This window comes from Luteimonas aestuarii (genome assembly GCF_004357985.1).
GTDB lineage: Bacteria > Pseudomonadota > Gammaproteobacteria > Xanthomonadales > Xanthomonadaceae > Luteimonas > Luteimonas aestuarii.
Genome location: NZ_SMTF01000018.1, coordinates 14,484 through 38,092 on the forward strand (window position 1 = coordinate 14,484; position 23,609 = coordinate 38,092).

General features: G+C 69.4%; 24 protein-coding genes, 1 other RNA gene and 1 riboswitch. Of the genes, 18 read left to right on the forward strand and 7 right to left on the reverse strand.

Annotation, left to right across the window (positions count from 1 at the left end):
* Positions 1-11: 11 nt before the first annotated feature.
* The 3 genes from gspD to E2F46_RS15600 are packed head-to-tail and all read left to right on the forward strand — an operon-like array spanning position 12 to position 3,970.
* Positions 12-2,207 carry a type II secretion system secretin GspD gene (gspD, locus tag E2F46_RS15590; protein WP_243720470.1) on the forward strand — a complete coding sequence of 732 codons (2,196 nt, stop codon included), beginning with the start codon at positions 12-14 and terminating at the stop codon, positions 2,205-2,207.
* A gap of 24 nt (positions 2,208-2,231) precedes the next feature.
* Positions 2,232-3,122, forward strand: a complete 891-nt coding sequence (locus tag E2F46_RS15595; protein WP_243720471.1) for a glycosyltransferase family 2 protein — start codon at positions 2,232-2,234, stop codon at positions 3,120-3,122.
* Positions 3,119-3,970 carry a glycosyltransferase family 2 protein gene (locus E2F46_RS15600; protein ID WP_133323510.1) on the forward strand — a complete coding sequence of 284 codons (852 nt, stop codon included), beginning with the start codon at positions 3,119-3,121 and terminating at the stop codon, positions 3,968-3,970. Before E2F46_RS15595 ends, E2F46_RS15600 begins: the two co-directional genes overlap by 4 nt.
* A gap of 15 nt (positions 3,971-3,985) precedes the next feature.
* On the opposite strand, the gene pyrF is transcribed toward E2F46_RS15600, so the two are convergent.
* The 3 genes from pyrF to ettA form a co-directional block, all read right to left on the reverse strand.
* The gene (gene pyrF / locus E2F46_RS15605; RefSeq protein ID WP_133323511.1) at positions 3,986-4,810 is read right to left on the reverse strand and encodes an orotidine-5'-phosphate decarboxylase; all 825 of its coding nucleotides are present in this window, start codon (positions 4,808-4,810) and stop codon (positions 3,986-3,988) included.
* A gap of 10 nt (positions 4,811-4,820) precedes the next feature.
* A complete protein-coding gene (map, locus tag E2F46_RS15610) occupies positions 4,821-5,558 on the reverse strand; it encodes a type I methionyl aminopeptidase (protein ID WP_133323512.1) in 738 nt (245 codons plus the stop codon).
* 133 nt (positions 5,559-5,691) lie between these two features.
* Positions 5,692-7,356 carry an energy-dependent translational throttle protein EttA gene (gene ettA, locus E2F46_RS15615; protein WP_133323513.1) on the reverse strand — a complete coding sequence of 555 codons (1,665 nt, stop codon included), beginning with the start codon at positions 7,354-7,356 and terminating at the stop codon, positions 5,692-5,694.
* A gap of 211 nt (positions 7,357-7,567) precedes the next feature.
* Here ettA and E2F46_RS15620 point away from each other — a divergent pair, with 211 nt between their 5' ends.
* The 12 genes from E2F46_RS15620 to thiL all read left to right on the forward strand — a co-directional run bounded on the left by E2F46_RS15620 (position 7,568) and on the right by thiL (position 17,665).
* Positions 7,568-7,990, forward strand: a complete 423-nt coding sequence (locus E2F46_RS15620; RefSeq protein ID WP_133323514.1) for an RcnB family protein — start codon at positions 7,568-7,570, stop codon at positions 7,988-7,990.
* Between the two features lie 231 nt (positions 7,991-8,221).
* On the forward strand, positions 8,222-8,731 hold the full coding sequence (locus E2F46_RS15625; RefSeq protein ID WP_133323515.1) for an RcnB family protein: 510 nt from the start codon (positions 8,222-8,224) through the stop codon (positions 8,729-8,731).
* A gap of 133 nt (positions 8,732-8,864) precedes the next feature.
* Positions 8,865-10,133, forward strand: a complete 1,269-nt coding sequence (glyA, locus tag E2F46_RS15630) for a serine hydroxymethyltransferase (RefSeq protein WP_133323516.1) — start codon at positions 8,865-8,867, stop codon at positions 10,131-10,133.
* A 65-nt stretch (positions 10,134-10,198) separates the two neighbouring features.
* Positions 10,199-10,732, forward strand: a complete 534-nt coding sequence (gene nrdR / locus E2F46_RS15635; RefSeq protein WP_133323517.1) for a transcriptional regulator NrdR — start codon at positions 10,199-10,201, stop codon at positions 10,730-10,732.
* 40 nt (positions 10,733-10,772) lie between these two features.
* A complete protein-coding gene (gene ribD, locus E2F46_RS15640; protein WP_133323518.1) occupies positions 10,773-11,867 on the forward strand; it encodes a bifunctional diaminohydroxyphosphoribosylaminopyrimidine deaminase/5-amino-6-(5-phosphoribosylamino)uracil reductase RibD in 1,095 nt (364 codons plus the stop codon).
* Positions 11,868-11,878: 11 nt separating this feature from the next.
* Positions 11,879-12,619: a class I SAM-dependent methyltransferase gene (locus E2F46_RS15645; protein WP_165967500.1), complete on the forward strand. Its 741-nt coding sequence runs from the start codon at positions 11,879-11,881 to the stop codon at positions 12,617-12,619.
* Positions 12,616-13,638, forward strand: coding sequence for a Gfo/Idh/MocA family protein (locus tag E2F46_RS15650; RefSeq protein ID WP_133323520.1), 1,023 nt, complete (start codon positions 12,616-12,618; stop codon positions 13,636-13,638). The genes E2F46_RS15645 and E2F46_RS15650 overlap by 4 nt, the downstream gene beginning before the upstream one ends.
* Positions 13,639-13,675: 37 nt before the next feature.
* Positions 13,676-13,862: riboswitch (FMN riboswitch) on the forward strand.
* Between the two features lie 68 nt (positions 13,863-13,930).
* Positions 13,931-14,533, forward strand: coding sequence for a riboflavin synthase (locus E2F46_RS15655; RefSeq protein WP_133323521.1), 603 nt, complete (start codon positions 13,931-13,933; stop codon positions 14,531-14,533).
* The gene (gene ribB / locus E2F46_RS15660; RefSeq protein WP_133323522.1) at positions 14,530-15,639 is read left to right on the forward strand and encodes a 3,4-dihydroxy-2-butanone-4-phosphate synthase; all 1,110 of its coding nucleotides are present in this window, start codon (positions 14,530-14,532) and stop codon (positions 15,637-15,639) included. The genes E2F46_RS15655 and ribB overlap by 4 nt, the downstream gene beginning before the upstream one ends.
* A 138-nt stretch (positions 15,640-15,777) precedes the next feature.
* Positions 15,778-16,245 carry a 6,7-dimethyl-8-ribityllumazine synthase gene (gene ribH / locus E2F46_RS15665; RefSeq protein WP_133323523.1) on the forward strand — a complete coding sequence of 156 codons (468 nt, stop codon included), beginning with the start codon at positions 15,778-15,780 and terminating at the stop codon, positions 16,243-16,245.
* Positions 16,242-16,700, forward strand: a complete 459-nt coding sequence (gene nusB, locus E2F46_RS15670) for a transcription antitermination factor NusB (RefSeq protein WP_133323524.1) — start codon at positions 16,242-16,244, stop codon at positions 16,698-16,700. The genes ribH and nusB overlap by 4 nt, the downstream gene beginning before the upstream one ends.
* Positions 16,701-16,714: 14 nt before the next feature.
* Positions 16,715-17,665 (forward strand): thiamine-phosphate kinase, encoded by a 951-nt coding sequence (thiL, locus tag E2F46_RS15675; protein ID WP_133323525.1) that lies wholly within the window; start codon positions 16,715-16,717, stop codon positions 17,663-17,665.
* Here thiL and E2F46_RS15680 read toward each other — a convergent pair.
* From E2F46_RS15680 to E2F46_RS15690, 3 genes are read right to left on the reverse strand one after another with little or no spacing between them, the layout of a single operon-like run.
* A complete protein-coding gene (locus tag E2F46_RS15680) occupies positions 17,650-18,207 on the reverse strand; it encodes a metal-dependent hydrolase (RefSeq protein WP_133323526.1) in 558 nt (185 codons plus the stop codon). The two genes, thiL and E2F46_RS15680, sit on opposite strands and share 16 nt — an antisense overlap.
* Entirely contained in the window at positions 18,207-18,572 is a 366-nt protein-coding gene (locus E2F46_RS15685) for a YraN family protein (RefSeq protein ID WP_133323527.1), read from the reverse strand. The genes E2F46_RS15680 and E2F46_RS15685 overlap by 1 nt, the downstream gene beginning before the upstream one ends.
* A gap of 7 nt (positions 18,573-18,579) precedes the next feature.
* Positions 18,580-19,749, reverse strand: coding sequence for a penicillin-binding protein activator (locus E2F46_RS15690; RefSeq protein WP_243720472.1), 1,170 nt, complete (start codon positions 19,747-19,749; stop codon positions 18,580-18,582).
* Positions 19,750-19,812: 63 nt separating this feature from the next.
* Here E2F46_RS15690 and rsmI point away from each other — a divergent pair, with 63 nt between their 5' ends.
* From rsmI to rnpB, 3 genes are all read left to right on the forward strand, one after another.
* On the forward strand, positions 19,813-20,664 hold the full coding sequence (gene rsmI / locus E2F46_RS15695; RefSeq protein ID WP_133323529.1) for a 16S rRNA (cytidine(1402)-2'-O)-methyltransferase: 852 nt from the start codon (positions 19,813-19,815) through the stop codon (positions 20,662-20,664).
* A 22-nt stretch (positions 20,665-20,686) separates the two neighbouring features.
* Complete coding sequence (gene chrA / locus E2F46_RS15700; RefSeq protein WP_133323530.1) at positions 20,687-21,862, forward strand: chromate efflux transporter; 1,176 nt, start codon at positions 20,687-20,689, stop codon at positions 21,860-21,862.
* 44 nt (positions 21,863-21,906) lie between these two features.
* Positions 21,907-22,259: RNase P RNA component class A (gene rnpB, locus E2F46_RS15705), an RNA gene on the forward strand.
* Between the two features lie 316 nt (positions 22,260-22,575).
* Here rnpB and E2F46_RS15710 read toward each other — a convergent pair.
* Positions 22,576-23,337 (reverse strand): NRDE family protein, encoded by a 762-nt coding sequence (locus tag E2F46_RS15710; protein WP_133323531.1) that lies wholly within the window; start codon positions 23,335-23,337, stop codon positions 22,576-22,578.
* Positions 23,338-23,609: the final 272 nt, after the last annotated feature.

Consider the following 23,609-nt stretch of genomic DNA (forward strand, 5'->3'; position numbering starts at 1 on the left):
TCGTGCCGATGATGCCCAACCCGTCCCTCAAGCCCGCACTGGTGACCGCGCTGGTCCTGTTGCTGGCGGCCTGCGCCACCATGCCCCCGCCCAATGTCCACCGCGAGGGGGTGCACGCGCCGCCCCGGGCGGCGCAGGGCGACGGCATCCAGGCCGAGCCACTCGACGTGGACGAGGGGCCGCGCGCGCAGATCCGGCGCGGCACCGGCCAGGTCATCAATCGCAGCGCGGCGTCGGCGCCGCCGCCCAACCTGGGCGGCACCACCGGCCAGGCCGAGTTCAACTTCGAGGGCGAATCGGTCCACGCCGTGGTCAAGGCCATCCTGGGCGACATGCTGGGCCAGAACTACATCATCGCGCCGGGCGTGCAGGGCACGGTGACCTACGTCACCGCCAAGCCGGTCAGCCCGGCCGAGGCATTGAGCGTGCTGGAGATGGTGTTGGGCTGGAACAACGCCCGCCTGCTTTACTCCGATGGCCGCTACAACATCGTGCCTGCCGAGACCGCGATGGCCACCGGCACCGTCGCACCGCGCACCGGTGCCGCCACCGGCGCGCGCGGCTTCGAATCGCGCGTGGTGCCGCTGCGCTACATCTCCGCGACCGAGATGGAGAAGATCCTCAAGCCCTACGCGCGTCCGAACTCGATCGTGCACGTGGACAACGGCCGCAACGTCATCACCATTTCCGGTTCGCGCGCGGAACTGGAAAATTACCTGCGCACGATCGAGATCTTCGACGTGGACTGGCTGTCGGGCATGTCGGTGGGCGTATTCCCCCTGCAGTCGGGGCGTGCCGCGAAGGTCGTGTCGGATCTGGAAAAGGTGTTCGGTGCGCAAGCCGAGTCCCCGGTCTCGGGCATGTTCCGCTTCATGCCGCTGGAAGGTGCGAACGCGGTGATGGTCATCACCCCGCAGCCCGATTACCTCGACGAGATCGAACAGTGGCTGGAGCGCATCGACAGTGCCGGTCAGGAAGCGCGGCTGTATTCGTACGAGCTGAAGTACATCAAGGCGCGCGACCTGGCCGATCGCCTGTCGGAAGTCTTCGGAGGCGGCGGCGGGCGCAGTAGTGGCGGCGGCGCGTCGCTGATGCCGGGACTGACCTCGGGCACCATCAGCGATGGTGGCATGGGGGGCGGACGCATGGACGATGGCATGTCGTCGCAGGGCGGCCTGTCCGGTGGCGGCCTGGGTGGCAACAGCGGCGGCCTGGGCGGCGGCGCGCTGTCGCTCGACCAGTCCCAGGGCGGCGGCGGCAGCGTGATGCTGGAGATCGACGGCACCCGCGTCGGCGTGTCCGCGGTCGAAGAGACCAATTCGCTGCTGGTGCGCACCAGCCCGGGCGCGTGGCGCTCGATGCGCGATGTCATCGAGCGCCTCGACGTGATGCCCATGCAGGTGCACATCGAGGCGCAGGTGGCGCAGGTGCAGTTGAGCGGCGAACTGGAGTACGGCGTGCAATGGTTCATCGAGAACCATGGCACCCAGGGCGCCAACTTGCCGTCGACGCTCGACCGCAACGTCAACCCGTTGATCCCCGGTAACTGGAGCACGTTCGGCGGCAGCGTCAGCGCCGCAGGGATGGCATGGACGCTGTTCAAGAACGATGCCGCCGCCATCATCCGCGCGCTCGACAGCGTGACCGATGTGCGTTTGCTGCAGACGCCCTCTGTGTTCGTGCGCAACAACATCGAGGCCCAGTTCATCGTCGGCGACCGCATCCCGGTGTCCACGGTGTCGGTCAATCCGATCCTCGGCAGCGACAGCAGCCTCACCTCGGTCCAGTACATCGAAACCGGCACCATCCTCAAGGTGCGCCCGCGCGTGACCCGCGACGGCACGGTGTTCCTCGAGATCGTGCAGGAGATCAGCGCGCCGGTCGGCAATGCCGATGCCAACGGCAACTTCCGCATCAGCCAGCGCCAACTCAAGACTGAAGCGATCGCGCAGGATGGCGACACGATCATGCTGGCCGGCCTGATCAACGATGGCGTGGAGCGGGGCAGCAACGGTATCCCGGGCCTCAGCCGCATCCCGGTCATCGGTGGCCTGTTCGGCACCCAGGGATCGCGTACGGAGCGTAACGAAACCATCATCCTGATCACCGCGCGCATCGTTCGCAACACGCAGGAAGCGCGCGACCTCACCGATGAGTACGGCCGCCGCTTCCGCGCGTTGGAACCCCTTTACCCGACACGCAACTGAACATGGCGGACGGGGGCCGTCGCCATGCATGAGCTCCCGGTGGTGCTCTTGCCCGTGGGCGTCGACGACGACGCCCTCGATGCGTGCCTCGCCGCGCTGGATGCCGGCACGCCCGCAGGCACCCGCATCTGGCTGGCCGACGATGCGCAGGCCGGGCCGCGTGGCCTGGCGATCATCGAACGCTGGCTTGCCAACACCCGGCTGCAGGCGGACTACACGCGCCGGCAGCGCCCGATCGGCGAGGTCGCGCACCTCGACGAGGCACTTGCAGCCTGTGGCACGGCCGACGTGCTGGTACTGGCGCCCGATGCGGTACCCGCGACGGGCTGGGCCAACCAGCTGGCGTCGTGCTTCGCGCGCGACGCGGCCATCGCCACCGCGACACCGTGGTGCAACGCCGGTGAGTCGGCGTCGTGGCCGCGCATCGGCGAAGTGGATGCCATGCCGGGCGAACTGGGTGGACTGGCACGCGCCTGCGCGGCCATGCCGCCGCAGCATCCGGAACTGCCGGCGGCCGTGGCGCACGCGGTACTGCTGCGGGGCACGGCGCGTGCAAAGGCGGGCGGACTGGATGTCTCCAGCTACGCTTCTTGGTATGCGGCATTGATCGACCTGTCGATGCGCTTTTCCGGCCTTGGCTGGCGCAACGCCTTGTGCGAAACGGCCTTCGTCGCGCGGGGCGGCGAGGGTGGTCCCTACGATGGCGACATGGAGGCCCTGGCTGCGCGCTGGCCGGCCTGGCACGCGCGGTTGGCCACATTCCTGATGCGCGATCCGTTGCGGCTGCAGCGCGAACGCCTCGCCGCGCTGCTGGCCGATGCCGATGCGCCTGCGCGCCAGCCTGACCTGTTCGCGCCGCGCGACGGCGGGATGGCAATCGACGAATCGCTCGTGGACGGGGACGACGCCTCGTGACCGGCATCCAAACGGATGGCATCTGCGCCGTGGTCGTCACCCACGAAAGCGCGTCGACCATCGACGACTGCCTGCAGCGGCTGCGTGGCGCCGAGGGCATCGTGCAGATCCGCGTGGTCGACAACGGCTCGTGCGATGCCACCCTCGCCATCGTCCAGCGGCACGCATCGCTGGACCCGCGGCTGCACTTCATCGGCAATCCGGACAATCCGGGCTTCGCCGTGGCCTGCAACCAGGGTGCGCGCGATGGCGACGCGGCGTGGATCGCATTCGTCAATCCCGATTGCTTGCTGGAAGCCGATGCGCTGCGCAGGTTGTCGGCGCACGCGGCCGGAGCAGGAAGGGACGTGGTGCTCGGCGCCGACCTTGTCGACGAAGCCGGCACGCGCGACGCCGCCGCCCGCCGCCGAGACCCCGACTTCGCGGCGATGCTGCGATCGCGTGCCGCGCGCGACCTGTCGATTGCAGTGGACGATGCGCAAGCCCTGCAGCCGGTGCAGGCGATCTCGGGTGCGGTCATGCTGGTGCCTCGGCGCCTGTTCGAACGCATCGGCGGGTTCGATGAGGCCTACCGCCTCCACGCCGAGGATCTCGACCTGTGCCGGCGTGCGCGCGACGCCGGGGCCCGGCTGTTCGTCGCCAACGACGTGCAGGTAGTGCATGTGCGCGGCGTGTCCAGTCGCGCCAGGCCGGTATTCGTGGAATGGCACAAGCACCGCGGCCTGTGGCGCTACTTCCGCAAGTTCGAGTCCGCACGGCGCCCGCCGCACGTCCGCGCGGCGGTGTTCGCGATGATCTGGCTGCGGTTCCCGGTCGTGGCGCTGCGCGCGGCGATCCACGCTGCGTGAGCGACTTGCGCGCCGCTAGTTGCGATAGCGGTTGATCTCGTCGCGTAGCGACCTGGCGGCGTTCGCGGCGGCATCTGCGTAATCCGCATCCATCGATGCGTACAGGATGCCGCGCGAGGAATTGACCATCAGCCCGGTACCGTCGGCGGTGCGGCCGTTGCGCACCACGGCCTCCACGTCGCCGCCTTGCGCGCCGACGCCGGGGATCAGCAGCGGCATGTCGCCGATGATCGCGCGGATGACCTTCAGCTCTTCCGGGAAAGTCGCGCCCACCACCAGCGCGCAATTGCCGTCGACGTTCCATTCCTCCGCGATCGTGCGCGCGATGTGCTGGTACAGCGGCGCGCCATCGACCGGGAGTTCCTGGAAGTCGCGCGCGCCCGGGTTCGAGGTGTGGCACAGGAAGATGCAGCCGCGGTCGTTGCGCTGCAGGAACGGCGCGGCCGAATCGTGGCCCATGTAGGGGTTGAGGGTGACGGCATCCGCGCCGAAGCGGTCGAAGGCTTCCACGGCGTACTGCCCGGCCGTGCTGCCGATGTCGCCACGCTTGGCGTCGAGGATGACGGGTACGTCCGGATGCGTGGCGTTGAGGTGCGCGATCAGCCGCTGCAATGCCGCCTCGCCGCCGTTGTGCGCGGCGAAGTAGGCGATCTGCGGCTTGAACGCGCAGGCGTACTCCGCGGTGGCATCCGCGATGTCGCGGCAGAACGCGAACAGCGCATCCTCGTCGGCGACGAAGGCGTCCGGGAACTTCGCCGGATCGGGGTCGAGTCCGACACATAGCAGGGTATCGGCCTGTTGCCAGCGGTCGCGGAGCTTCTGCATGAACGACGACGGCATCCCCGGCTCCTCAGGTGACGATGATCGGCGCGCCGTGGGTGACGACGACCGTGTGCTCGAACTGCGCGCCGACGCCTTTCGGGCAGGCCAGTGACCAGCCGTCATCGAGGGCGTGGGTGCGCGTGGCATGCGTGGCGAGGAACGGTTCGACGGTGATCACCATGCCGTCGTGCAGGCGGCGGGTGTCGCGGCGGTCGTAATAGCCGGGAATGGATCCGGGCGCTTCGTGCAGCGCGCGACCCACGCCATGACTCTGCAGATCGCGGATCACGCGGAAGCCGCGGCGGGCGGCGACGGCCTCGACGGTGCGGCCGATGCCGTTGAGCAGCTCGCCTGCGCGCAGCTGGGCGATGGCCGCGTCCCGCGCTTCGCGGGTGGCGTCGAGCAGCCGTTGCTGCGCGGTATTCGGGGTGCCAACGACGAAGCTGGCGCCAGTATCTGCGAAATAGCCGTCGAGTTCCGCCGAGACGTCGATGTTCACCAGGTCACCGTCGCGCAACACGGTGTCGTCCGGAATGCCGTGCGCCACCACCCGGTTGACGCTGATGCAGGTCGCACCGGGGAAACCGTACGTCAGCTGCGGCGCGGAACGCGCCCCGGCCTCGCGCATCGCCTTAGCGCCCAGTGCGTCGAGATCCCGCGTGCGCACGCCGTCCGATGCAGCCTCGCGCATCGTCGACAGGATCGACGCCACCAGTGCCCCGGCCCGGCGCAGGCCTTCGAGTTCGTGTGCGTGCTCGATGGTCATGGTGTGGTCTCCGGGGGCTACTGGTGGATGACCAGCCATACGGCTGTCGTAAAAGCACTTCCCGCCTGAGCAGGGATGACGCAATGGCAGCAACGCTTCGCGCAGGTGGCGACCAGGGCAGGCAGTGCCTGCCTTACTTCAACGCCTTGAACCGCAGGCGCTTCGGACCGGCATCGTCGCCCATGCGGCGCTTCTTGTCTTCCTCGTACTCGCGGTAGTTGCCCTGGAAGAACTCCACGTGGCTGTCGCCCTCGAAGGCGAGGATATGGGTCGCGATGCGGTCCAGGAACCAGCGGTCGTGCGAGATCACGAAAGCGTTGCCGGGGAACTCCAGCAGCGCGTCTTCCAGCGCGCGCAGGGTTTCGATGTCCAGATCGTTCGACGGTTCGTCGAGCAGCAGCACGTTGCCGCCCTGCAGCAGCGTCTTGGCCAGGTGCAGGCGGCCGCGTTCACCGCCCGACAGCGTGCCGACCATCTTCTGCTGGTCCTGGCCCTTGAAGTTGAAGCGGCCGATGTAGGCGCGCGACTGGATCTCGACGCCGTTGATGTTGAGGATGTCGGCGCCGCCCGACACTTCCTGGAAGACGTTGTGGTTGCCTTCGAGCTTCTCGCGGCTCTGGTCGACATAGGCGATCTTCACCGTCGGGCCCATTTCGATGCTGCCCGAATCGGGCTTCTCCTGCCCGGTGATCATCTTGAACAGGGTCGACTTGCCGGCGCCGTTGGGGCCGATGATGCCGACGATCGCGCCATTGGGCACCACGAAGCTCAGGTCGTCGATCAGCAGGCGGTCGCCGAAACGCTTGGAGACGTTCTTGAACTCCACCACGCGTGCGCCCAGGCGCTCGCCCGGCGGGATGAAGATCTCGTTGGTCTCCTGGCGCTTCTGGTAATCGACGGCCTGCAGCTCTTCCATGCGCGCAAGACGCGCCTTGCCCTTGGAGCGCCCGCCCTTGGCATTCTGCCGCGACCATTCCAGTTCCTTCTGGATCGCCTTCTGGCGCGCCTTCTCCTGGTTGTCTTCCTGCTTGAGGCGGTTGTCCTTCTGGATCAGCCACTCGGTGTAGTTGCCCTTCCACGGGATGCCGCGGCCGCGGTCGAGTTCGAGGATCCACTCGGCGGCGTTGTCGAGGAAGTAGCGGTCGTGGGTGACGGCCACCACGGTGCCGGTGTAGCGGGCGAGGAACTGTTCCAGCCATTCCACCGACTCGGCGTCGAGGTGGTTGGTGGGCTCGTCCAGCAACAGCATGTCCGGCTTCTGCAGCAGCAACTGGCACAGCGCGACACGACGCTTCTCGCCGCCCGACAGGTTGCCGATCTTCGCGTCCCAAGGCGGCAGGCGCAGGGCATCGGCGGCCACGTCCAGCTGGTGTTCCAGGGTGTGCGCGTCGCCGCTGGCCAGGATCGCCTCCAACCGCTGCTGTTCCGCGGCCAGCTTGTCGAAGTCGGCACCTTCCTCGGCGTAGGCCTCGTACACCTTGTCCAGCGCGGCTTGCGCCTGCAGCACTTCACCCACGCCTTCCTCGACCGCCTCGCGCACGGTCTGCTCCGGCTTGAGCAGTGGCTCCTGCGCCAGGTAGCCCACCTTGATGCCCGGCTGCGCGCGCGCCTCGCCGACGAAGTCGGTGTCCACGCCGGCCATGATCTTCAGCACCGTCGACTTGCCCGCGCCGTTCAGGCCAAGCAGGCCGATCTTGGCCCCGGGGAAGAACGAGATGGAGATGTCCTTGATGATCTGGCGCTTCGGCGGCACGACCTTGCTGACGCCGTTCATGGTGTAGATGTACTGCGAGGACATGGGGGCTCCGGTAAGCGTTGCCGTGCCCACGCGCGGGGCGCGGGCCGTGGGATGGTCGGGAATCGCGCAATTATAGCGGTTCCCCCCATCGGGCCGGTTCGGCCAGGCGTCGCCGGACTTGCGCCCCGGCAGGGTTGCCCGCAGGATCAATGACCAGTGATCCGCCACAGCGGGGTGGGGCGTGGTCCGAGCCAGCGAGAGGAGCCGAGCCATGAAGCATCCGTTGCCGAACGCAATCCTGCTGTCTTTCGTGGCGGCACTGGCCGCTGGCGGGCTTGGTGCGGGCGAGCCGCCTGCATCCGACCCGGAAGCGGATCGCGCGCAGTACCTGGAGGCCGAGGCCCGGCGCGCGGCCGTGCGCGACCACCCGGACTACGGCCGCCATGACCGGGCCGACCTCAATCGGAGCCGCGAAGCGGCGTGCCGTCGGCAGGCCAATGCACCGGTCGGGCATTGGCGCGCGGGCAGTCATGTCGATGTCCGTGACCGCCGGTTCCAGGAGGTGCGCAATCCGCACGCCCATGGCCTGCGCCGTCCGCCTGGCGGCGCGCGCTGGATGTGCGCCGACAGCGGCGACGTGTTGCTTGTCGTCGTTTCGAGCGGCCTGGTGTCGGATTTCATTCCGTACGAATAGGCGACGGTGTCGCGTCGCGTGACGCGACCTGTTCATTCAGCTTGCGGCGCGCGGACTCGCGCTTTCGGCGTGCGTGAGCACGGACAAGCGCGCTGCTGAGCAAACATTAAACACGAGCCACCAATTGCAGGCTGCAAACGGTTGCAGGTCGCTGCGATTCAGGCTTGCCATCCGATAGTCGGTGGTACGGATTCCGGTGTGCGGAAGACGTCCAGAACTTCGGAGGACAGCATGAACAGTTCGCTCAAATGGGGGGCCGCCCTGGCATTGGCATTCGCGACCCTCGGCACCGCACTGCCGGCCGAGGCGCGCGATGATCGGGGCCGCCACGGCTCCAGCCATCGCGACCATGACCGCCATGATCGCAGGCACGACCGTCGCGACTACCGCCAGGACCGTCGCCATGACCGTCGCAATGCCCGCTACGACCATCGCCAGGACCGTCTCCGCGACTACGCGCATTCGCGCCATTACAGCCCGCCGGTGCGCGTCGTCCACCACCGTGCGCCGGTCCGCCACGTCTACCATCCCGCGCCGCGCCGCCATGTCGGTCCGCCGCCGTGGGCGCGTGGTGGCTACGTCCACCACTACAACCGGCCGGTGTACGTGGTGCACGACTATCGTGGCTACGGCCTGCGCCACCCGCCGCGGGGCCATCGCTGGGTCCGCGACGACCTGGGCCACTACCTGCTGGTGGGCATCGCCACCGGGGTGATCGTGGACCTGATCCTGCGCGGCTGATCCAGCGCGGGCACCAGTGGCAAGGCGAGGCGCGTCCCACGGGGCGCGCCTCGTGCGTTCCGGGCCTCCGACAGCGGCTGCCGGGCCCTGCCGCGCTACAATCCCGGTTCCCCTGCGCCCCCACGGAGAGCCGATGTTCCCGCGCGATTCCCGCATCGAAGCCTACGATCCCGAACTGGCCCAGGCCATCGCCAACGAGGTGCGTCGGCAGGAGGACCACGTCGAGCTGATCGCCAGCGAGAACTACGCCAGCCCGCGGGTCATGGAAGCGCAGGGCAGCCAGCTGACCAACAAATATGCCGAAGGCTATCCGGGCAAGCGCTACTACGGCGGCTGCGAGTACGTCGACGTCGCCGAGCAACTGGCCATCGACCGGTTGAAGCAACTGTTCGGCGCGGACTACGCCAACGTGCAGCCGCACTCCGGCTCGCAGGCCAACCAGGCGGTGTATTTCGCGCTGCTGCAGCCGGGCGACACCATCCTCGGCATGTCGCTGGCCCACGGCGGCCACCTGACCCACGGCGCCAGGGTCAACGCCTCGGGCAAGCTGTTCAACGCCGTGCAGTACGGCGTGAACGACGACGGCCTGATCGATTACGACGAAGTCGAGAAGCTGGCGCTGGAACACAAGCCGAAGATGGTCGTCGCCGGTTTTTCCGCGTACTCGCAGAAGATCGACTGGGCGCGGTTCCGTGCCATCGCCGACAAGGTGGGTGCCTACCTGTTCGTGGACATGGCGCACGTCGCCGGCCTGATCGCCGCGGGCGTGTATCCGAACCCCGTGCCGCATGCGCACGTGGTCACCTCGACTACGCACAAGACGCTGCGCGGGCCTCGCGGCGGGATCATCGTGTCCAGCGAGCAGGGCGCCGGCGAAGCCTTCGCCGAGATCACCAAGAAGTTGCAGAGCATCGTGTTCCCGGGCATCCAGGGCGGGCCGCTGATGCACGTCATCGCTGCCAAGGCCGTAGCCTTCAAGGAAGCGCTGGAGCCGGAATTCAAGGCGTACCAGCAGCAGGTGGTGAAGAACGCGCAGGCGATGGCGAAGGTCGTCATCGAGCGCGGCTACCGCATCGTCTCCGGTGGTACGGAAAACCACCTGATGCTGGTCGACATGATCGGCAAGGGCATCACCGGCAAGGCCGCCGAGGAAGCGTTGGGCAAGGCGCACATCACCGTCAACAAGAACGCCGTGCCCAACGACCCACAGAAGCCGTTCGTCACCTCCGGCCTGCGCATCGGCACCCCCGCGGTGACCACGCGCGGCTACCAGGAAGCCGACTGCATCGCGCTGGCGAACTGGATGTGCGACGTGCTGGACGCGCCGGAAGACGAGGCGGTGCTGGCGCGCGTGCGCGAAGCGGTGACGCAGCAATGCAAGCAATTCCCTGTTTACGGGTAGGGCGGAACGTGTTCCGCCGCGCCGTTGACGCTACGGAGATGGCGGGTTAAAACCCGCCCGACGCCATGCATTGCCCCTTCTGCCAGCACCAGGACACCAAGGTCATCGACTCGCGCGCGTCGGAAGACGGCGCGACGATCCGCCGTCGTCGCGAGTGCGAGGCCTGCGGCGAGCGCTTCAGCACGCTTGAAACCATCGAACTGAAATTGCCGGTGATCATCAAGGGCGACGGCCGGCGGGAGCCGTTCGACGCCAAGAAGCTGCGCATCAGCCTGGACCGCGCGCTGCACAAGCGGCCGGTGTCCGAAGAGCAGATCGAGGCCGCGGTGCGCGCCGTGGTGCACCAGCTGCGCATGACCACCGAGCGCGAGCTGCCGTCGCGCCGCGTCGGCGAATTCGTGATCGCCGAACTGCGCAAGCTGGACCACGTGGGCTTCGTGCGCTTCGCCTCGGTCTATCGTTCGTTCGAGGACATCACCGATTTCCGCGAAGAGCTCGACCGCCTGGAACGCGACCTGCCGGGCGAGGCGCAGTTGCCGCTGCTGTCCGGCGACGTGGTGCCGTTCGACAAGGGCGCGGGCAAGGGGCGGAAGCGCTGAGCGTCATCGTCCCGTCGACGGGCGTGGCTAGAATCGGCCGATGACCGACTTCACCGCCACCGACCACGCCATGATGGCCCGCGCACTACGCCTAGCCGAGCGCGGCGCCTACACCACCAAGCCCAATCCGATGGTTGGTTGCGTGATCGCCCGCGGCGAAGAAGTGGTGGGCGAGGGCTGGCACCAGCGCCAGGGCGGTCCGCATGCGGAAGTGTTCGCGTTGCAGGCCGCGGGCGCGCGTGCCAAGGGCGCCACCGCCTATGTCACGCTGGAGCCCTGCGCGCACACCGGGCGCACCGGCCCCTGCGCGGACGCACTGGTCGCGGCGGGCGTGTCTCGCGTGGTGGCGGCGATGCGCGACCCGTTCCCGCAGGTGGATGGCGCCGGTTTCGAACGCCTGCGCGATGCCGGTATCGACGTGGCGAGTGGGCTGATGGAAGCGCAGGCGCGGGCGCTCAACGTCGGCTTCCTGTCGCGCATCGAGCGCGGCCGCCCATGGGTGCGGGTGAAGCTGGCCTGCAGCCTCGACGGACGCACGGCGATGGCCAATGGCGATTCGAAGTGGATCACCGGCGAGGCCGCGCGCGCCGACGTGATGCGCTGGCGCGCGCGTGCGGGCGCCATCCTCACCGGCGCAGGCACCGTGCTGGCCGACGACCCCTCGTTGACCGTGCGCCTGGGCGACGACACGCCGTTCGTGCCGCCCCTGCGCGTGGTGCTCGACCCTGGCCTCGCCACCATCGCGCGCGGCAAGGTGCGCGAAGGCGATGCCCCCACGCTGTACCTGCATGCGCCGGACATCAAGCCGCCACGCGAACTGGCCGCCGAGCGTGCGGCCGTGCCGGTGCAGGGCGCCGTGGCCGACCTGCACGCCGTGCTGGCCCTGCTGGCGCAGCGCGAGATTGGCGAACTGCATGTCGAGGCGGGCGCAACGCTGGCCGGCGCACTGCTCAAGGCCGGCCTGGTGGATGAATTGCTGCTCTACGTCGCACCCGTGGTGATGGGCGAGCGTGCGCGTCCGCTGTTCGATGGGCTGGGGTTTGCGGACATGGCGCAGCGGCTGCGGATGAGCATCGTCGATAGCCGGCACGTCGGCGGCGACCTCCGCCTCCGGCTGCGACCCGCGCAGGACTGAGCAGGCCCCGCGTGGCATTCCACGACCATTTTTCCGCGGTGGCTGCGGCGTACGCGCGGGCGCGGCCAACCTATCCGCAGGCGTTGTTCGCGTGGCTCGCGGGCATTGCGCCATCGACCACGCAGGCGTGGGACGCGGGCTGTGGCAGCGGACAGGCGAGTCGCGGCCTGGCGGCGCATTTCCGGCAGGTGTACGCCACCGACCCGAGCGCAGGGCAGGTGGCGCAGGCCAGCGCCCCGGCCAACGTCACGTTCGCGGTCGAGCCCGGCGAGCGCTGCGGCCTGCCCGATGCCAGTATCGATGCCGCCTGCGTTGCGCAGGCATTGCACTGGTTCGACCGCGACGCGTACTACGCCGAATGCGACCGCGTGTTGAAGCCGCGCGGAGTGCTGGTGGCGTGGGGCTACCAGGACATCGAAGTGCCCGATGCACTGCGCGATGCCGTGGCCGCGTTCGCGGCCGACATCCGTCCGTACTGGCCCGCGGAGCGTGCGCTGGTGGACGCCGCCTATGCCGGATTCGCGTGGCCGTTTCCCGCCATCGAGGCGCCTGCGATGGCGATCGAAGCCGATTGGCCGCTGCCTCGGCTGCTGGCGTATTTTTCCAGCTACTCCGCGACCCATCGCTACCGCGAGGCGACCGGCATCGATCCGGTCGCGCAGCATGCCCAGGCCGTCGCCACGGCCTGGGGCAATGCCGCCGCCCGGCGAGTGCGCTGGCCGATGTTCGTGCACGCGCGGCGCAAGCCATGACCGTGCGCTGGGGCATCCTCGGCTGCGGCGCCGTCACCGAAGCCAAGAGCGGCCCGGCGTTCGCGAAGGTGCCGGGCTCGGCGCTGGTCGCGGTGATGCGGCGCGATGCCGCGCTGGCCGAGGACTACGCACGCCGCCACGGCGTGCCACGTTGGCATGCCGATGCGCAGGCGCTGATCGACGATCCCGGCGTGGACGCGGTGTACGTGGCCACGCCACCGTCCACGCATTGCCAGTACGCGTTGATGGCGATGGCGGCGGGCAAGCCGGTGTACGTGGAAAAGCCGATGGCGATGGACGCGGCCGAATGCGACGCCATGTTGCGTGCCAGTCGCGAACACGGCGTGCCGCTGTTCGTGGCGTATTACCGCCGCGCGCTGCCGCGCTTCCTGCTGATCCGCGACCTGCTTGCTGACGGGGCCATCGGCACGCCGCGCAGCGTCGGCGTGCACTACACACGGGAACTGCAACCGATCTATTGCGATCCGCGCAACTTGTCGTGGCGGGTGCGACCGGAAGTGTCGGGTGGCGGATTGTTCGTGGACCTTGGCAGCCACACGCTCGACATCCTCGACTTCCTGCTTGGCCCGCTGCGCAACGTCACGGGCGAGGCGAGCAACCGTGCCGGCGCCTATCCCGCGGAGGACACCGTGTCGATGGCCTTTACCTGCGGCGACGGCATCCGCGGCACCGGCGAATGGGACTTCAATGCCACCGGACATCGCGATGAGATCGAGATCGTCGGCGATCGCGGGCGGCTGCGCTTCGCGACCTTCGGCGACGGCTCGATCGTGCACGAGGCGGATAGCGGACGGCACGAACACCGCGTCGCCAATCCCGCGCACATCCAGCAGCCGCTGATCGAGAGCATCGTCCGCCAGCTGAACGGCGAAGGGCGCTGCCCTTCCATGGGCGACACCGCGGCACGCACCACGCGGGTGATCGATGCGGTGCTCGGCGATTATCGTGCAGGCCTGCGGGACGCTGCATCCGGCGGGCCGGGCGGCGGCATCGTGTAAAATCACCGCTGTCGGGCCTTGGCCCGATACCACCACGAAACGTCTTCAGGGCGGGGTGCGATTCCCCACCGGCGGTAGGCGGACCGTCCACGGGGATGGGTCCGCGAGCCCGCGAGCGCTTCCGTTGCCGCCTGCGGCCCGGAAGGTCAGCAGACCCGGTCGAATGCCGGGGCCGACGGTCGGAAGCGAAGGCTTCCGGAAAGTCCGGATGGAAGAAGACGCGCCGCGCGGCCCTGTCGCGCGTCCGCCTGCCCTGCGGGCGTTTCTCGTCGTCCGCACGGGAAACGCAACTATGTTCACAGGCATCATCGAAGGCGTCGGCGCACTGGCTTCCCGCGAACTGCGCGAGGGCGACGCACGCCTGCGCATCGCCACCGGCACGCTGCCATTCACCGAGGTGGCGTTGGGCGAGAGCATCGCGGTCAACGGCGTGTGCCTGACCGTGGTGGCTTTCGACGCCGCGCATTTCGAGGCCGATGCCTCCACCGAAACGCTGGCGCTGACCACGCTGGGCGCCTTGCCGGTTGGCCGCGCCGTGAACCTCGAACGCGCGATGCGCCCCAACGACCGGCTGGGTGGCCACCTGGTCAGCGGCCATGTCGACGGCGTCGGCGTCGTGCAATCGGTGCACCACGCCGCGCGTGCGCAGCGCTGGCGGTTCTCGTTGCCCGCGGCACTGGCGAAGTACGTCGCGAAGAAGGGATCGATCTGCGTCGATGGCGTCAGCCTCACGGTGAACGAAGTCGGCGGCGAGGGCTTCGAGGTCGCACTGGTGCCGCATACGGTCGCGCACACCGCGTTCGCGCAGGTTGCAGTCGGCGATGCCGTGAACCTGGAGATCGACCTGGTGGCGCGCTACGTCGAGCGGCTGCTGGCGGCGGGAGGTACGGCATGAACTTCGCATCCGTTCCCGAGCTGCTGGAGGACATCCGCAACGGTCGGATGGTGGTCATCGTCGACGACGAGGACCGCGAGAACGAGGGCGACCTGATCATGGCCGCCGAGCTGGTCAAGCCGTCCGACATCAATTTCATGGTCACCCACGCGCGCGGCCTGGTGTGCCTGTCGCTGACCCGCGAGCGCAGCGCGCAACTGGGGCTGGCACCGATGGTCCAGCGCAACACCGCGCAGTTCCAGACCAATTTCACCGTCAGCATCGAGGCCGCCGAAGGCGTCACCACCGGCATCTCCGCCTACGACCGTGCGCACACCATCCGCACCGCGGTGCGACCGGATGCGAAGCCAAGCGACCTGTCTCAGCCCGGCCACATCTTCCCGCTGGTCGCGCAACCCGGGGGCGTGCTCAATCGCGCCGGCCATACCGAAGCGGCCAGCGACCTGGCGCTGCTGGCCGGGCTGGAGCCGGCGGGCGTGCTGGTGGAGGTGCTCAACGCCGACGGCACCATGGCGCGGCGGCCGCAGCTGGAAGCGTTCGCGCGCGAGCACGGCCTCAAGATCGGATCGATCGCGGACCTCATCGCGCACCGGTTGGCCACCGAACACACCGTCGAGCGCGTCGACGAGCGCGGCATCGACACCGAGTTCGGTCCGTTCCGGCTGGTGACGTATCGCGACCGCATCGCCCACGAGTTGCACTTCGCGCTGGTACGCGGCACGCCCGATGCCGCCACCCCGGCCCTGGTGCGGGTGCAGGTGGAGAACCCGCTGAGCGACCTGCTGCACTGGCGCCGCGACGACTTCGGCGTGGCCGCCACCGACGCCCTGCGCGCGATCGCGGCCGAAGGGCAGGGCGCGATGGTGGTGTTGTCGGCGCCGCGCGACAGCGAGGCGCTGCTGGCCCGCCTGCAGGCAACGCCCGCCGGGGCCGCCGTGGCGGTTGGTCCGTCCGGCCGCGATGCCGGGCAGTGGCGCCGCAACGGCGCCGGCGCGCAGATCCTGCACGACCTGGGCTACGGCCGACTTCGCGTACTGGGTACGCCACGTCGGCAGGTGGCGCTGGCCGGTTTCGGGTTGGAGATCGTGGAGTACCTGGGCCGGTAGGTACGCACGCCGCCGCGTCCGGACGATCATTGGACCGTGGACCGTGGACCGTGGACCGTGGACCGTGGACCGTGGACCGCGCCGCTGCCCTTGTCCCGGGCACTGTAGAATCGCCCCTTCCCCTGCAGAACCGTCCGCATGAGCCATTACGAAGGCGACCTGCGCGCCCCCGAAGGCGCGCGCTTCGCGATCATCGCCAGCCGCTGGAACCCGCGCATCACCGACGCGCTGGTGGCCGGCGCGCGCAAGGCGTTCGCCGACCACGGCGTGGCCGAGGACGCGCTGGACGTGGTGCGCGTGCCCGGCGCGTGGGAGATACCGCCCGTCGCCGCACGGTTGGCCGCGGCCCGGGGCCACAGCGCCATCGTTGCGCTGGGTTGCGTGGTGCGCGGCGATACGCGTCATTTCGAACAGGTGGCCGACGGCTGCAGCGAGGCCCTGATGGCGGTTTCGCTGGACCACGGCATCCCGGTCGCCAACGGCGTGCTGGCCGTGGACCGCCACGAGGATGCGCAGAAGCGCGCCGGTGGCAGCCACGGCAACAAGGGCGAGGAGTGCGCGTTGGTCGCGATCGAAATGGCCAACCTCCTGGAGCGCCTGCCATGAACCGCCAGCGCAGGGACGGGATCGACCCGGTCGCGCGTTCGCGCGCGCGTCGCCGCGCATTGCAGGCGGTGTATGCCATGCAGCTGTCGGGCGTGGATGCGAAGAACGCCATCGCCCAGTTCGCGCACGAGCAGGCGCGCGAGCCGGCGGACCTGGTGTATTTCGAGGACCTGGTGCGCGGCGTCGGAGGCCACCATCGCGAACTCGACGCAGCGCTGGCGCCGTTCCTCGATCGCAACGTGGAAGAAGTCGACGCCATCGAACGCGCGATGCTGCGCATCGCCGCCTACGAGCTGCTGCACCGGCTGGACGTGCCGTACCGCGTGGTCATCGACGAAGCCTTGAACACGGTCAAGCGCTTCGGTTCCGAGCACGGCCATACCTATGTCAACGGCGTGCTCGATCGTGCCGCCGCGGAGTGGCGCAGCGCCGAGGCACAGGGCGCGCGCAGGTAGCGGCGTCGCCGCGCATGGAATTCGACCTGATCGCCCGCATCCGCGCACGCGCCCCCACGCGCCACGACGTGGTGCTCGGCATCGGTGACGATGCCGCGTTGCTGCAGGTGCCGGAGGGCCGGCAGCTGGTGGTGGCGATGGACACCCTGAACAGCGGCGTGCATTTCCCCGAGGGCACCGCGCCGGTCGACATCGGCTGGAAGTCGCTCGCGGTGAACCTGTCCGACCTTGCCGCCATGGGCGCGCGACCGGCGTGGTGCACGCTGTCGCTGTCCCTGCCGGAGGCGGATGCCGCCTGGATCGATGGCTTCCTCGATGGCTTCCTGGCATTGGCGAAGGAATTCGACGTTGCGCTGGTGGGCGGCGATACCACGCGCGGGCCACTGTCAGTGTGCGTGACCGCGCACGGCCTGGTCGAGCCCGCGCGGGCATTGCGCCGCGATGGTGCACGCGTTGGCGACGATGTCTGGGTCACCGGTACGCTGGGGGACGCGGCCGCCGCGCTCGCGCTCCTGCAACGCGGCGAAGCGGTGGCAGACGCGTTGAGGGTGCGACTCGATCGCCCCGTGCCGCGCGTTGCGGCGGGGCAGGCGCTGGCGGGCATCGCGCATGCCTGCATCGACGTGTCCGATGGCTTGCTGGCGGATCTGGGGCACGTCTGCGCGGCGAGTGGCGTGGGCGCCGCGGTCCAAGTCGACCGGCTTCCCGCTTCGCCGGCCTTGTCGGACATGGGGGTCGACGACGCGTTGCGACGGCAGTGGCAGGCATCGGGTGGCGACGATTACGAGCTGTGCTTCAGCGCTGCCGCGGCGTCGCGACACCGGATCGCGCAGGCGATGTCGGACCTGCAGGTCAGCGTGCGCAGGATCGGCAGCATCGTCGTCGGCGACGGCGTCGATGTGCTGCAGGCCGATGGCGCGCGATGGCGGCCGTCGCGCCCGGGTTATCGTCACTTTTCCGACTGATGCTTGCCGGGCCGTTGCGACCGTGGCCCAGCCTGGACCAGTTTCCACATCCCGGCGCAGGCGAACAGCGGTAACCAGACCCATCGCAGTTCCGACAGCAGGGTGGCCAGCCCGCGTGCATTGAAGAAGTTGCCGGCGAAGGGCGACACCAGGATCGGCCGCCAGGGCGCGAAATGGCGATGCTCGCTCCACGGCCATGCCAAGGCCACGCCCAGCCCGCCCGACGTCATTGCGTCGAGCAGCGGATGCGACAGCGTGCAGACGAACAGCCATGCCGCGGCCTGCCAAGGCGTACTGCGCAGCCAGCGCGCTGCGCAGGCACCGGCGAGTGCGACCAGCGCGGCGAAGGCGAGCGAATGCGTCGCGCCGCGGTGGCCCCATGCCTCCGCGTAGGCAATGTCGAATGCGAAGGCCAGCATGTCCGCGTCCGGCAGGATGGCGGCGGCGACACCCGCGGCCAGCAGCGGTCGGGAGATGCGTCCTCGCTCCGACGCGAGGTACAAGGCCAGCGGAACCGCGGCGTGGGTGATGACGGTCGGCATCAAGCGTCATCCGCGCGAAACGCATCGCGCAGCCAGTGCAGCACGGGAGCGTCCGGGTCGCCGGTGGCTTCCACCACGTCGAAGCGGCACGCGGCATCGCGGAACTGCCGATGCCCGGCGAGGAAGGCCTGGGCGGCATGGACCAGCCTGCGGCGCTTGCCGGCATCGATCGAGGCCGCGCCGCCCCCGAAGCGGGCGCTGGCGCGATAGCGCACCTCCACGAAGACCAGGGTGTCGCCGTCCAGCATCACCAGGTCGAGTTCGCCACCGCGGAAGCTGGCATTCGTCGCGACGGGTCGCAGGCCTGCGGCGATCAGATGCCGGTGCGCGGCGGCTTCCACCTGCGCACCGCGTCCATGCGTCATGGCGGGCTCAGTCGCGCTGCGCCACCACCGCGCCGCCACTGAACGTCGCCCATGCGGGCTGGCGCACGACGGTGCCATCGGCCTGCAGGCCGAGTTGCCCGGTGGCGCCGTTGATGCGGGCCGTGGGGTTGCTGGCGAGGTGGTACAGCCAGCCGCTCAACAGCCAAGCATCATGGCCGAAGGCGAACAGGCGGGCCGCGGGTCCGCGCGCGGTCGGCAGGTCGCGGCCCAGCGTGGCGGCGTTGGGCAGGGCGGACGTGCCACCCACCACCCAGGCTTCCGACGGGAACACGATGCCGTCCAGCGCGCGATCCTCTTCGGCCTTGCCGGTCCCCGAGGTGATCTGCGCGGTCGCGATCCGCAGCCGCTGGCTGAGGCCGGCGGCCGCGAGTTGCGGTGCGACCAGGCGCGCCTGGTTGCCGCGCAGGGCCAGCACCACCGCATCCACGCCCCCTTCCCGCGAGGCGGAGGCACGCAACGCCGAGGTCAGGTCGCCGGGCGTCTCGCCGACTACCGCGAGCGTATCGACGATTTCGCCGCCGTCGGCCTGCAGCACCGCGCGCAAGGCGTTGACGCTGCGGTTGGCGCCGTCGTCGCCGCTGCTGAGCACCAGCACGCGGCGTGCGTTGCGAGCCGACAGGTAGTTGCCGATCGCGCGGCCTTCGTCTTCCGGCGACAGGCCGAACGCGGCGACATTGGTGCCCAGGGTGGCGTCGCTGCTGTTCAGCGTCACGATCGGCTGCGCGGACGGGGACGACGCAATGGCCACCACCTCCTCGCGACCCAGCGGGCCGAGCACCTGGTCCGCCCCTTCCGACAGTGCACGCGCCAGCGCGGCCGATGCGCCGGATGCGGTGCCGGTGGTGTCGTAGAACGCGAGTTCCGGGCGCGGCCTGCGTTCGCCGTAGTAGCCGGCCAGCAGGCCGTCGCGGACCGAACCCGCGGCCGTCGCCAGCGAGCCGGTCATCGGCAGCAGCACGGCCAGCTTGCGCGGTGGGCGATAGCCGTCCGATTCGGCGGGCGGTCGGGTCTCGTCGAAGGTCCAGTGCGTGCCGGGGCCGGCGTCCTCGACGACTTCGGTCGCCGTGGGCTGCGCCACCTGCACGCTGGCGCAACCGGCGAGCGACAGCAGCAGGGCTGCAAGCACCGGGGACAGCGGGATCCTTTTCGCCGACATGCGCATGGTGGCTCCGTGCGGGACAATGGCCGCCGATTCTACCGTCACGTTAGTGAGGACACGATGGCCGGCCCCGAACCCCAAGGCGTGCCAGGCACGCTGCACGTGGTGGCCACGCCCATCGGCAACCTCGGCGACCTGTCGACGCGCGCGCAGGCGGTGTTGCGCGGGGTCTCGGCGATCTGCGCCGAGGACACGCGCCGCAGCGGCCAGCTGCTGGCGTATTTCGGCATCAACACGCCGCTGGTGGCCCTGCACGAACACAACGAGGATGCGCTGGCGCAGCGCATCGTGCAGCGCCTGCTGGCGGGCGAGTCGCTGGCGCTGGTCAGCGATGCGGGCACGCCGCTGGTCAGCGACCCGGGCTACCGGCTGGTGCGGGCGGCGCGCGCAGCCGGGGTGAAGACCAGCCCGGTGCCCGGTGCCTGCGCCGCCATCGCCGCGCTCAGCGTGGCCGGACTGGCCAGCGACCGCTTCACGTTCGAAGGCTTCCTGCCGGCGAAGGCCGCGGCGCGGCGCGAACGCCTGCAGCGGCTCTCGGGCGAGCCGCGCACCTTGGTGATCTACGAATCCTCGCACCGCATCGTCGAGACCCTCGAGGACATGGGCGTGGCATTCGGCGCCGACCGTCCCGCGGTACTGGCGCGCGAGCTGACCAAGCTGTTCGAAACCGTGCTCGATGGCACGCTGGCCGACCTGCTGGCGGCAGTGACCGCGGACGACAACCAGCGCAAGGGCGAGTTCGTGCTGGTGGTCGAGGGTGCGGGCGACGATGCCGAGGCGCAACTCGCGGAAGGCCGTCGCGTCTACGCCTTGCTCAACGCGCACCTGCCGCCATCATCGTCGGCGAAGTTGGCCGCCGAGATCACCGGCGCGCCGCGCAAGGCGCTGTACGGCATGAAGGACGGCGAGTGATGCCCCGCATGCAACCGGGCGCATGACGATGGAGGCCTGGCGCGTCTTCGCGGTGTTCCTGCGCCTGGGCCTGACCTCGTTCGGCGGCCCGATCGCGCACCTGGGCTACTTCCGCGAGGCCTTCGTCACGCGCCTGCGCTGGCTGCGCGACGACGAGTACGCCGAACTGGTGGCGATCTGCCAGTTCCTGCCGGGACCGGCCAGCAGCCAGGTCGGCATGGCGATCGGCCTGCGGCGCGCGGGCCTGTCCGGCGCGCTGGCGGCGTGGGTCGGATTCACCCTGCCGTCGGCGCTGGTGATGATCGGGCTGGCGCTGGGCGTGCTGCATGGCGGGGCAGGGATTCCGCCGGGCGTGGTGCACGGCATGAAGCTGGTGGCGGTGGCGGTGGTGGCGCATGCGGTGTGGGGCATGGCGCGCGGCTTCTGTCGCACACTGCCGGCCGCGCTGCTGACGCTGGCCTGCGCCGTGCTGTTGCTGGCGTGGCCGATGGCGTGGATGCAATGGCTGGTGATCGCCGCGGGTGCGCTGGTGGGGCTGGGCTGGCGCAGTGCGGTGTCGGCTGGCGAAGGGCCTGGCTTCAACGTGGCCGTCCCGCGGCGGCCCGGTGCGTTCGCGCTGGCGGCCTTCGCCCTGCTGTTCGGATTGCCTCTGCTCGGATTTGCCTCCGGTTCGACGGGGGATGTGTTCTCGGCGTTCTATCGTGCCGGTGCGCTGGTGTTCGGCGGCGGGCACGTGGTGATGCCGCTGCTCGATACCGCCGTGGTGGCGCCCGGCTGGCTGTCGCAGGACGACTTCCTCGCAGGCTACGGCGCGGTGCAAGCGGTGCCGGGCCCCTTGTTCACGTTCGCGGGCTACCTCGGGGCCGCGATGTCCGCGGGGCCGGGGGGCTGGGCCGGCGGCGTGCTCGCGCTGCTGGCGGTCTTCCTGCCGTCGCTGCTGCTGGTGCTGGGCGTACTGCCGTTCTGGCGCCACGTGCGTCGTTGGCCGCGGATGCGCGCCGCACTGGCTGGCGTGAATGCCGCGGTGGTGGGCCTGCTGCTGGCGGCGCTGGTCGATCCGGTCGCGCGCAGCGCGTTGCTCGGCGTCGGTGACGTGCTGCTGGTGATGGCGGCGCTGGTCGCGATGCAGGCGCTGCGGGTGCCGGCGTGGGGGGTGGTGCTGGCCTTCGTCTTCGGCGGCTGGTGGTTCGGCGGCTGAGTACAGGCATCGCAACGCGGCATGCGTGCGACAATGCGCGCGGCGGAGTCGGCCAGACAGTCGCGTCACTCTTCGGAGTGCCGAGGAAAGTCCGGGCTCCACAGGGCACGGTGCCAGGTAACGCCTGGGCGGCGCGAGCCGACGGAAAGTGCAACAGAAAGATACCGCCGAACGGCGTCGAAAGACGTGCGTGGCAAGGGTGAAATGGTGCGGTAAGAGCGCACCGCGAGCCTGGCAACAGGCCGGCACGGCAAACCCCACCGGGAGCAAGACCAAATAGGGAGACGATGCCGTGGCCCGCGGTGTCTCCGGGTAGGTTGCTCGAGCGTATCGGTGACGATGCGCCTAGAGGAATGACTGTCCACGACAGAACCCGGCTTACCGGCCGGCTCCGCCCCCCAACAATCGTTGTTTTCAAAGCGACCTCATGGCCGTTTTTTGGAACATGCCAACGTGACTATTCCCGACCTCCTTCGCCCTTCCCCTGCTTGCGGGGGAAGGGAACGGGATGGGGGCGGACAGCCGCGACGCTGCCGGGCGTGCCCCCACCCCATCCCTCCCCCGCACGCGGGAGAGGGGGCGAGAACGGTTCGAGGTGGCGGGAAGGATGGGGGCGGACGGTCGCGACGCTGCTGGCCGTGTCCCCACCCCAACCCTCCCCCGTAAACGGAGGAGGGGGCGGTAGCGCGACAGGGGCGAACAGAGGCTTCGCTTCAGTCCACCGCCAGCACCGTCCCACCCTCGAACACCCCGCCCGGACCGAACCGGCGTTCCGCGATCCAGCCGCGCCCATCGTGGTCGATCGCGATCAGGGTGCTGGCGCGGGTGCCGTAGCGGGGGCCGCGGATGAAGGCGGGGGAGAGCACGCGCTCCAGTTCCAGGCCCACGCCGGTGTCGGGCAGTGCGGCGTCATCCGCGGGTGTTTCGTCGGCCAGTGCGGCCCAGAATGGTTCGAAATCGTCGTCGCCGGAAGCGATCCATTCGCCGAGGCGTTGTTGCAACATGACCACCTTCGGCCACGGTTCATCGAGGTCGCCGTTCGACAGGCCATGCACGCCCGGCGCAAGGCGCGTGCGCCGGGCGGCGGGCGTGTTGCCGACGTACTCGCAGGTCTCGCCATCGGCCAGCAGCAGGTTGAACGGGGCGTAATCCGGCGCCGGGGCGAGCAAGCGGGCCGCGTGGTCCGAAGCGCTTTCTTCGCTGCCCAGGAAGGCCGTGACCAAGGCGCCGCGGGAGGGCGCGCCCGGCTTGTCGACGGTGGGGTCGCGGACATTGGTCACCACGGCCATGCGACCGCCGCGGGCCATGCCGGCCCAGGTGCCGCCCGACTGCAGGTCGCGCCCCGCCACGATGCCTGCCGGGCCGGTCCAGCGCGCCAACGGGGTGGCCTGTCGATCATGGAATTCGTCGCGGTTGCCGGCCAGCAGCAGCCGCCAGCGGGGGTGGGTGTTCCAGGCGACGGCGAGCAGGCACATCCGCGCATTCTGGGCCATTCGCCGGACGCAATTTTCGTGACGTATCTCACAAAATTGCGCTGGCTTCGGATCATGCGGGAGCGACTCGGTGGCTTCCTCAATTTTCGGAATCTCAAAAAATGAGATGAATCAGCGCCTTGTGGATAAAGCTTGAACAACTCTCTGAAGTCTGTCGCAAGTCTTTGACGGTACAGGTGAAATTTCCCCTCCAAACGTGTTGACAACCCTCTGGGCGGGTCATAAGGTGGCGACTCGTGGGGAAACCGGGTGAG

Bases quoted from the DNA above. Each gene is read 5' to 3' on its own strand.
- gspD (WP_243720470.1), top strand. From the start codon at position 12: ATGCCCAACCCGTCCCTCAAGCCCGCACTGGTGACCGCGCTGGTCCTG.
- E2F46_RS15595 (WP_243720471.1), top strand. From the start codon at position 2,232: ATGCATGAGCTCCCGGTGGTGCTCTTGCCCGTGGGCGTCGACGACGAC.
- pyrF (WP_133323511.1), bottom strand. From the start codon at position 4,810: ATGCCGTCGTCGTTCATGCAGAAGCTCCGCGACCGCTGGCAACAGGCC.
- map (WP_133323512.1), bottom strand. From the start codon at position 5,558: ATGACCATCGAGCACGCACACGAACTCGAAGGCCTGCGCCGGGCCGGG.
- ettA (WP_133323513.1), bottom strand. From the start codon at position 7,356: ATGTCCTCGCAGTACATCTACACCATGAACGGCGTCAGCAAGGTCGTG.
- E2F46_RS15620 (WP_133323514.1), top strand. From the start codon at position 7,568: ATGAAGCATCCGTTGCCGAACGCAATCCTGCTGTCTTTCGTGGCGGCA.
- E2F46_RS15625 (WP_133323515.1), top strand. From the start codon at position 8,222: ATGAACAGTTCGCTCAAATGGGGGGCCGCCCTGGCATTGGCATTCGCG.
- glyA (WP_133323516.1), top strand. From the start codon at position 8,865: ATGTTCCCGCGCGATTCCCGCATCGAAGCCTACGATCCCGAACTGGCC.
- nrdR (WP_133323517.1), top strand. From the start codon at position 10,199: ATGCATTGCCCCTTCTGCCAGCACCAGGACACCAAGGTCATCGACTCG.
- ribD (WP_133323518.1), top strand. From the start codon at position 10,773: ATGACCGACTTCACCGCCACCGACCACGCCATGATGGCCCGCGCACTA.
- E2F46_RS15650 (WP_133323520.1), top strand. From the start codon at position 12,616: ATGACCGTGCGCTGGGGCATCCTCGGCTGCGGCGCCGTCACCGAAGCC.
- E2F46_RS15655 (WP_133323521.1), top strand. From the start codon at position 13,931: ATGTTCACAGGCATCATCGAAGGCGTCGGCGCACTGGCTTCCCGCGAA.
- ribB (WP_133323522.1), top strand. From the start codon at position 14,530: ATGAACTTCGCATCCGTTCCCGAGCTGCTGGAGGACATCCGCAACGGT.
- ribH (WP_133323523.1), top strand. From the start codon at position 15,778: ATGAGCCATTACGAAGGCGACCTGCGCGCCCCCGAAGGCGCGCGCTTC.
- nusB (WP_133323524.1), top strand. From the start codon at position 16,242: ATGAACCGCCAGCGCAGGGACGGGATCGACCCGGTCGCGCGTTCGCGC.
- thiL (WP_133323525.1), top strand. From the start codon at position 16,715: ATGGAATTCGACCTGATCGCCCGCATCCGCGCACGCGCCCCCACGCGC.
- E2F46_RS15680 (WP_133323526.1), bottom strand. From the start codon at position 18,207: ATGCCGACCGTCATCACCCACGCCGCGGTTCCGCTGGCCTTGTACCTC.
- E2F46_RS15685 (WP_133323527.1), bottom strand. From the start codon at position 18,572: ATGACGCATGGACGCGGTGCGCAGGTGGAAGCCGCCGCGCACCGGCAT.
- E2F46_RS15690 (WP_243720472.1), bottom strand. From the start codon at position 19,749: ATGTCGGCGAAAAGGATCCCGCTGTCCCCGGTGCTTGCAGCCCTGCTG.
- rsmI (WP_133323529.1), top strand. From the start codon at position 19,813: ATGGCCGGCCCCGAACCCCAAGGCGTGCCAGGCACGCTGCACGTGGTG.
- chrA (WP_133323530.1), top strand. From the start codon at position 20,687: ATGACGATGGAGGCCTGGCGCGTCTTCGCGGTGTTCCTGCGCCTGGGC.
- E2F46_RS15710 (WP_133323531.1), bottom strand. From the start codon at position 23,337: ATGTGCCTGCTCGCCGTCGCCTGGAACACCCACCCCCGCTGGCGGCTG.